The organism is Dactylosporangium salmoneum (genome assembly GCF_039532525.1).
GTDB lineage: Bacteria > Actinomycetota > Actinomycetes > Mycobacteriales > Micromonosporaceae > Dactylosporangium > Dactylosporangium salmoneum.
Genome location: NZ_BAAARV010000096.1, coordinates 201,676 through 209,707 on the forward strand (window position 1 = coordinate 201,676; position 8,032 = coordinate 209,707).

General features: G+C 75.9%; 5 protein-coding genes. 1 reads left to right on the forward strand and 4 read right to left on the reverse strand.

Annotated elements, in window-relative coordinates; genetic code table 11:
• Positions 1-50: 50 nt before the first annotated feature.
• Genes ABD352_RS48020 through ABD352_RS48035 form a run of 4 tightly spaced genes read right to left on the reverse strand, consistent with a single transcriptional unit; the run spans position 51 to position 7,046 of the window.
• The gene (locus ABD352_RS48020) at positions 51-2,474 is read right to left on the reverse strand and encodes a DUF7737 domain-containing protein (protein ID WP_344619328.1); all 2,424 of its coding nucleotides are present in this window, start codon (positions 2,472-2,474) and stop codon (positions 51-53) included.
• Positions 2,475-2,479: 5 nt separating this feature from the next.
• Complete coding sequence (locus ABD352_RS48025) at positions 2,480-2,899, reverse strand: hypothetical protein (RefSeq protein ID WP_344619329.1); 420 nt, start codon at positions 2,897-2,899, stop codon at positions 2,480-2,482.
• Positions 2,900-2,906: 7 nt separating this feature from the next.
• Positions 2,907-3,044, reverse strand: a complete 138-nt coding sequence (locus ABD352_RS48030; protein WP_344619330.1) for a hypothetical protein — start codon at positions 3,042-3,044, stop codon at positions 2,907-2,909.
• Between the two features lie 51 nt (positions 3,045-3,095).
• Positions 3,096-7,046 (reverse strand): bifunctional nitrate reductase/sulfite reductase flavoprotein subunit alpha, encoded by a 3,951-nt coding sequence (locus ABD352_RS48035; RefSeq protein ID WP_344619343.1) that lies wholly within the window; start codon positions 7,044-7,046, stop codon positions 3,096-3,098.
• Positions 7,047-7,337: 291 nt separating this feature from the next.
• Between ABD352_RS48035 and ABD352_RS48040 the strand changes: the two genes are divergently transcribed.
• On the forward strand, positions 7,338-8,032 hold a 695-nt coding region (locus ABD352_RS48040; RefSeq protein WP_344619331.1), incomplete at its 3' end, for a toll/interleukin-1 receptor domain-containing protein.

Genomic DNA, 8,032 nt, shown 5'->3' on the forward strand with positions numbered 1-8,032 from the left:
GCGTGTTCGCGGCAGGACGACCGCTGACCGGGGGTCGCAGATACGGCGTGTCAGCTTGGCGACAGGCGCTCCAGCTGGGCCAGGATGGTCCGGTCGGTGATGCGCTCGTCGTCGGCCAGCAGCAGGATCTTGCTCAGCACGACGCTGGTGCCGGGGTCGTCGTCGGCGAAGGGCAGGAACAGCCGGGCGTGCGGGCGGGCGCCGAACGCCTCCGGGACCACGCACAGGTAGCCGCCGGGCTCGACGTGGATGCTGCCGCTGTTGAGGTGCACCCGGTAGGTGGCCCGGGAGCCGCGGACCACGGCAGTGGTGCCCTCGACGGCGACCCAGTCCAGGCCCAGGTCGCGCACGAGCGCGCCGAGCAGCTGGGCGCGGCTGTGCGCCAGCAGCGGCGACGCGTAGCCGCCGGGGTCCGTCCCGGCCACCGAGGCGACCAGGTCGAGGTCGCGCATGACCTCGGAGAACGCGATCGGCGGGGCCTCGTCCAGCGCCACCGCGGCGCCGCCGGCCAGCAGGGTCACCTCGCCGAGCACGACGTCGCCCATGCCGAAGTACCCGTGGAACTCGCAGGCCAGTGCGGCGGTCAGGCCGGGGCCGGCGGGCCGGGTGGCCTGGTGGGTGTCGTAGGCGTCGCGCAGCCGCCAGCCCCGCGCGGACAGCAGCCGCCCGGCGACCTTGCCGTCGACGCGGTGCCCGGCGAAGCGGGCCGAGCGGGTGCCGGCGGCGCGCTCGGCCGGCGTCGGGACGTACAGCTCCCGGAACGCCTGCTTGACGGGCTGGCGAATCCGCCGGGCGACGATCTCGGCCTGCCAGTGGGCGAGCAGGTCGCGCTCGAACAGGTGCCACGGGTGCACGGCGGTGACCGGTCCGGCGGTGTCGACGTCGTCGAGCAGCCCGACGGCCCCGGCCCGGTCCAGCCACAGCAGGCCGGGCAGCATCGCCGCGCCGGACGGCAGCCGCCGCAGCCGGGCCAGCTCGTCCGGGGCGAGGGTGCCGCCGGTGGCCACCAGCCGCTCGATGAGCCCGGCACGCATCCGGCGGGCCTGCTCGCGCAGCCGCTCCTGGTGCTCCCGCAGCAGCGGGTAGTCCTCGTGTTTCCTGACTTCCGGCGGTACCGCCCGCAGCCGCTTCCCGCCGCGGACCACCTCGATCACGGCGTCGGTCCCGTCGGCCCGCACGGCCACCGCGTAGGCGCCGATGCGCCGCTCGACCGGCCCCTCGACCAGCCCGGCCTCGCACTCCCACTCCAGGCGGCCGGCGTCGGGGTAGCCGGCGACCTGGGCGAGGTGGTCGAGGGCGGCGTCGACGGCGGCGGCCTGGCTGTGCCGGCGGTTCGGCCCGAGCTTGACGCCGCGCTTGGCGACGTCGCGCAGCGCCAGGTACCGGTCCACGACCGTCTCCCCGGCGGCGAGGGGCAGCAGCCCGTAGGCGGCGATGCCCTCGAGGGCGTTGTGCTTGACCCGCTTCTCGACCGCGGCCCGGTCGAGCCCGAGCGCGGCGGAGACCGCCTCGCTGGGGAACAGCCGCAGCGCCCGCCGGGTGCCGTCCTCCCCGGCGGCGGCCGCGGCGGCCCGGATCTCGGCGAGGTCGTAGCGGCGCGGCCCGGCGTCGGCGTCCCGGGGCCCGGGCCGGCACAGCCGCAGCAGCGGCTCGGCGGCGGCCAGGCCGAGCAGCGGCAGCAGGGGTGCGGCGTCGCCGAGCGGCAGCCGCCGCAGGAACAGCGCCTCCACCTCGGCCTCGGTGCGCCCGCCCAGCCAGGCGACGAGCTCGTCCATCTCGGCCGGCGTCAGCTCGGCGGTCGCGAACAGCTCCGCCGTACCGGGCTCCGCCGCCGCACGTTCGACGGCCCGCCGCACGAACCGCAGCCCGCGGGGCCGCAGCAGCGACGGCCCGTCGCCGCGCCAGAACAGCTCGTCGGCCACGTCCCGCACGACGCCGGTGAGGGGCGGGCCGGCCGCCTCGGCGCCGCGCCACAGGAACCGGTCGGCGGCGAACGCCCGCTCCACGGTGGCCGCGTCGAGCGCCCCGGCAGCCAGCAGGGCGGCGAGGGCCCGGCCGGCGACGTCGCGGTTGATCGGGCGGAACGGGTTGTCCAGCAGCAGCCGCAGCAGCGGCACGTCGCCGGCCTCGATGGCCTCCTCGGCGCGGTCCTCGAGGCGGCCGATGCGCTCGAGCCGGCCCTCGTCCGGCCACGGGTTGTCCAGCAGGGTCGCGAGGCCCGCGCCCGGGGGCGCCGGGAAGGCCCGCTCGTAGATCTCGTCGAGGGTGGCGACGAGGTCGCGGACGGCGGAGCGCAGGTGCCCGCCGGTGCGGTGGATCTCGTTGCCGGCCTCGAGGCGTCCGCGGATCTCGCGCGCGAGGTCCCGCAGCGCGTCCCGGTCGGTGAGCTCCGCGGCCCGCGCGACGAGGCCTTCGAGGGCGGCCCGCTCGTCGGCGACGGCGGCGAGGTAGACCACCGGCACGTTCAGGGTCACCGCGCTCAGCCCCCGACCAGCGGCACGAGGCGCAGGAACAGCACCGTCTCCCCCGGCCCGAGGACGACGGGCTCGTCGAGCCGGTGCAGCTGGCGGCCGCCGGCGAAGACGACGAACGCGCCGCGCTCGAACGCCCGCCGGGCCCGGTCGGCCTCCGCCGCGGCGTTGACCGGTCGCGGCTCGCCGGCCGGCAGCCGGACGACGCCGGTGGGGGCCTGGGCGGCGATGTCCTCCGCGGTGAGGTACTGCCGGTCCAGCACCGTCCGGCACCGCGCCCGGTCCGCGTCGAGCAGGCGCACCTGCTCCGCCACCGCCCGCCCGATGAGCTCGGCCACGGTGACCGGCCCCGCGCCCAGCTCGACCCCGACGGCCGGCATCTCGTCGCGTTCCCGCCCCGGCACCCGCCCCCGCACCTCGACGATCATCGCCCCACTATGGCAGCCGGAACTCGGCCACCCACCGCCGCACCGGCGGCACCTCCCCGTCGTCGACCTCGTCCACGGCGACCTCTCGCAGCCCGCCCGTGGCGAAGGCGGCGATCTCGGCGCGGGTCAGGGGCCACGGCATCATGGCGCTCACCGTAGCAAACCGTACGTACGTCTTGGTATGCCGGTCCGGCGCTCAGTAGACGTCGCGCAGGTAGCGCTTCTCGGTGGCGAGCTGCTTGACGTAGGCGGCGGCGGAGGGCTCGTCCAGGTGGCCGTGGGCGGCGGCGATCTCGCGGAGGGTCCGGTCGACGTCCTTGGCCATCCGGGTCGCGTCGCCGCACACGTACAGGTACGCCCCGTCCTGCAGCCACGCCCACAGCTGGGCGCCGTGCTCGCGCATGCGGTCCTGGACGTAGACCTTGGCCCGCTGGTCGCGGGAGAAGGCGAGGTCGAGGCGGGTCAGCGTGCCCCGCCGGGACAGCTGCGCCAGTTCGTCGGCGTAGTAGAAGTCGGTGTCGCGGCGCTGCTCGCCGAAGAACAGCCAGTTCGGGCCGCGGGCGCCGCGGGCGTCGCGCTCCTGCAGGAAGGCGAGGAACGGGGCGACCCCGGTGCCGGGCCCGACCATGATCATGGGGGCGGCGTCGTCGGCCGGCGGGTGGAAGTGCGGGGAGCGCTGCAGGTACACCGGCACCCTCGCCCCGTCGGCCGCGTCGGCCAGGAACGTCGAGGCGACGCCCTTGCGGTTGCGGCCGTCGGCGTTGGGGAAGCGGATCACGGACACGGTCAGCGACACGTGCCCGGGACTCAGCAGGGGCGAGGAGGAGATGGAGTACTGCCGCGGCTGCAACCGCTTGAGGACCGCCACCCACTCGTCCGGCCCCGCCTTGACGGCGTGCTCGGCGACCACGTCGACGGCCTGCCTCCCCCAGGTGTACTTCGCCAGCTCCCCCTGGTTGTCGGGGCGCAGCAGCGCGCGCAGGGGCGAGTCCCCGGCCCGGTCGGCGACGAAGCGCAGCAGGTCCGGGGTGATGCGGGTGACGTCGAGGCGGCGCAGCAGGGCCTCGCGCAGCTCGACCTCCCCGCCGGCGTCGACGACGGCCCGCGGGTCGAGGCCGGTGACGGCGAGCCACTCGTCGACGAGGTCGGGGCAGTTGACCGGCCACACGCCCAGGGCGTCCCCGGCCCGGTAGTCCAGCTCCGGCACCTCGAACGTGAACTGGCGGACCTCCTTCGCCGACCCGGGGCGGCTCAGCAGCCTGTTGCCGGTCAGCGCCGCGGTCACCGGGTCGGCCCGGCCGGAGCGGCTCGCGGCGGGCGCGGCGGCCGGGGTGCGCAGGGCGGTGACGACGGCGTCGAGCCAGCCGGCCGCGGCGTCGGCGTAGTCGGGCTCGCAGTCGACCCGCGGGGCGAGCCGGACCCCGCCGAGCTCGGTGAGGCGGGCGTCGAGGCGCCGGCCGTGCCCGCAGAAGTCGGCGTAGCTGGAGTCGCCCAGGGCGAGCACGGCGTAGCGGCGCCCGTCGAGGCGCGGCGGGTCGGCCTGCAGCGACTCCCAGAACGCGGCGCCGTTGTCGGGGGCGTCGCCGTCGCCGAAGGTGCTGGTGATGACGAGCAGGTCGTCGCCGCCGCGCAGCAGCTCCCCGGCGGCGGCGGTCATGGCCCGCACGTTGGGCCGCAGCCCCTCGCCGGTCAGGCGGCGGCCCGCCTGGGCGGCGAGCTCCTCGGCGTTGCCGGTCTGCGACGCCCACAGGATCTCGACGGTACGGCCCGGGCTCGGCGCCACCGCCGGCGCGCCGGGCCGGTGGTAGGTCCCGGCGAGGAACCCGTCGACCCAGGCGGCCCGGTCCGCGGCGAACGGCGCGCCCGGCGGCAGGGCCGGCACCATGCCGGGCGCGGGCGGGCTGGCGGCCAGGGCGCCGAGGAACCCGGCGAGGTAGGCCCGCTCCCCCTCGGTGAAGACGGGCGGGGCGAGGTCGAGTCCCAGCGGGCCGGGTGCCAGCGGGGCGGGTTCCGGCGGGGCGGCGGCCGCCACGCGCGTGAGGCGGACCGCGCAGGCCTTGAGCTCCGGCTGGAACGAGATCGGGTCGACGGCGTCGGAGGTGACCGCGTTGACGGCCAGGTCGTCGCCGAACAGGTCGTTCCAGTGGAACGGGGCGAAGCAGGTGCCGGGCCGCACCCGGTCGGTGACGGTGGCCGGCAGCACCGCCCGGCCGCGGCGGGAGGCGACCTCGACGCGGTCACCGGCGCCGAGGCCGAGCCGTTCGGCGTCGGCCGGGTGGACCTCGACGAACGGGCCCGGGTTGAGCTTGTTGAGCTTGCCGATCCGGCCGGTCTTGGTCAGCGTGTGCCACTGGTGCTGGACCCGGCCGGTGGTGAGCAGCAGCGGGTAGTCGTCGTCGGGCAGCTCGGCCGGGTCGAGGTGCGGGCGGGCGAAGAAGACCGCGCGGCCGCTGGCGGTGGCGAAGCGCAGGCTCGGCTCGGCGGCCTCCTCGCGGTACCGAATCGGATTGCGGCTCTTCGAACCGGGCGGCGCGGGCCACTGCACGGGCCCTTCGCGCAGCCGCTCGTAGCTGACGCCGCGCAGGTCGTAGCCGGTCTGCGGGTTGTGGAAGCCGCGGATCTCGGCGAACACGTCCTCGGCGCGGGCGTAGTCGAACGCCGCGCCGTAGCCCATGGCCCGCGCGACGCGGGCTATGAGGTCCCAGTCGGCGAGGGCCTCGCCGGGCGGGTCGGCGACCGCGCTGACCAGGGTCAGGTTCCGCTCCGAGTTGATCATCACGCCGTCGGTCTCGGACCACGTGGCGGCGGGCAGGATCACGTCGGCGTAGGCGTTGGTCTCGGTCTCGGCGTAGGCGTCCTGGGTGATGACCAGCTCGGCCCGGCGCAGTGCCTCCACGACGGTGTTCCGGTTGCCGACCGAGGCGACCGGGTTGGTGCAGATGATCCAGCAGGCCTTGATCTCGCCGGCCGCCATCCGCTCGAACATCTCGATCGTGCCCTTGCCGGCGTCGGTGCGCAGGGTGCCGCCGGGCAGGCCCCAGGCCCGCTCGACGAAGTCCCGGTCGGCCTCGACGAGCACGGAGCGCTGGCCGGGCAGGCCCGGGCCCATGTACCCCATCTCGCGGCCGCCCATGGCGTTGGGCTGGCCGGTGAGGGAGAACGGGCCGCTGCCGGGGCGGCAGATGGCGCCGGTGGCCAGGTGCAGGTTGACCAGGGCGTTAGTGTTCCAGGTGCCGTGGGTGCTCTGGTTGAGGCCCATGGTCCAGCAGCTCATCCACTCCCCGGCCGCCCCGATGAGCCGGGCGGCCTCGGCCAGGTCCTCAGCCGGGATGCCGGTGATCGCCTCGACCTTGTCCGGGGTGTAGCCGGCCAGGAACCCGGGCATCGCCTCCCAGCCCTCGGTGTGCGCGGCGATGAAGGCCTCGTCGGTGTGGCCGCCCTCGACCAGCAGGTGCAGCAGGCCGTTGAGCAGGGCCAGGTCGGTGCCGGGGCGGACCGGCAGGTACAGGTCGGCCTTCTCCGCGGTGGCGGTGCGGCGCGGGTCGGCGACGATGAGCTTCGCGCCCGCCTTGACCCGGTCCATCATGCGCAGGAACAGGATCGGGTGGCAGTCGGCCATGTTCGCGCCGATCACGAGGAACACGTCGGCGTGGTCGAAGTCGTCGTACGACCCGGGCGGCCCGTCGGCCCCGAGCGACAGCTTGTAGCCGCTGCCCGCGCTGGCCATGCACAGCCGCGAGTTGGACTCGATCTGGCTGGTCCGCACGAAGCCCTTGGCGAGCTTGTTGGCCAGGTACTGCGCCTCGAGGGTCATCTGCCCGGAGACGTAGAGGGCGACCGCGTCCGGCCCGTGCTCATCGACGATCGCGCGCAGGCGGGCCGCGGCGTGCGCGATCGCCGCGTCGACCCCGGTCTCCACCCGCGGCCCGGCCCGCTCGGCCCGGACCAGGGCGGTGCCGAGCCGGCCGCCGGCGGCGAGCATCTCGGCGCTGGTCGCGCCCTTGGTGCACAGCCGGCCGCGGTTGGCCGGGTGGTCCTTGTCGCCGTGCACCCGCAGCACGCGGCGGCGGCCGTCGGGGTCCGTCGCCACGTCGAGGACCATGCCGCAGCCGACCCCGCAGTAGGAACAGACCGTGCGGCTCTGCATCACGCCGCAGACGGTACGCACGCCCAGTTACACCCGTGTCACACGAATCCGCACGACCGACGACGGCCGATGTGAGCGGCGGCCGGGACCCGGAATGGCCCGCCCCATGGGCCGAGATGTCCCGTCGAGTAGTCAGACGGCGACGCACGGCACTGACACCGGGGGCGGCCCGCCCCATCATGGGGGCGCGACCTACCGGGAGGGCAGACGCATGATCGCCGGTCGACTCATCGTTGCAGGGGGCCTCGTGGCCCTGCTGGCCGCCTGCGCCCCGCCGCGCAGCCCGCGCCGGTGACCCTCGACCCTGTCGCGGACCAGGTGAACAAGGACCGCGTGACGGCGCGGCAGCTGCGGGAGCTGCTGCACGGCGCCGGCCGGACGTTCGACCACCACGTCTTCATCTCCTACGCCCAGGACCCCGACCTCGAGCGCGCCCAGCGCCTGCGGGCCCGCCTGCAGCGGCTCGGCCGGCGCTGGTGGGAGCGGCGGCGGCTGCGGGTGTTCCTCGACGTCGCGAGCCTGTCCGCGGGCGAGGGCCTGAGCAAGAAGATCGAGGCCGCGCTGCACTCCTCCGCGGGGCTCGCCGTGCTGGCCGGCGAGTCCTCCGCCGGGTCCCGCTGGGTCGCCGAGGAGCTGCGGTCCTGGTGGGAGTGGGAGCGGCCGGCTCCGCTCATCGTGCTCACCGGCGGCGAGATCGCCTGGAGCGACGCCGAGCGGGACTTCGTGTGGCCCGCGAGCACCGCGCTCAACCAGGCCGGGTTCGCCGGGCGGTACCGCGAACAGCCCCTCTGGGTCGACCTGCGCCCCCGGCACACCGGATGGCTGCGGGCCCGGCGCCACGAACGCCGGCAGCTGACCGACGCCGCCGTGAGCATCGCCGCGGCCGTGCTGCAGGTCGAGCGCGACGCCCTCGCCAGGCACGAGGAGCGGCTGCGGCGCCGGCGGCTGGTCACCGTCGCCGGCGCCGCCGCGCTCACCGCCGCCGT

Coding starts and splice junctions, on each gene's coding strand:
- ABD352_RS48030 (WP_344619330.1), bottom strand. CDS start 3,044: ATGATGCCGTGGCCCCTGACCCGCGCCGAGATCGCCGCCTTCGCCACG.
- ABD352_RS48035 (WP_344619343.1), bottom strand. CDS start 7,046: ATGCAGAGCCGCACGGTCTGTTCCTACTGCGGGGTCGGCTGCGGCATG.
- ABD352_RS48025 (WP_344619329.1), bottom strand. CDS start 2,899: ATGATCGTCGAGGTGCGGGGGCGGGTGCCGGGGCGGGAACGCGACGAG.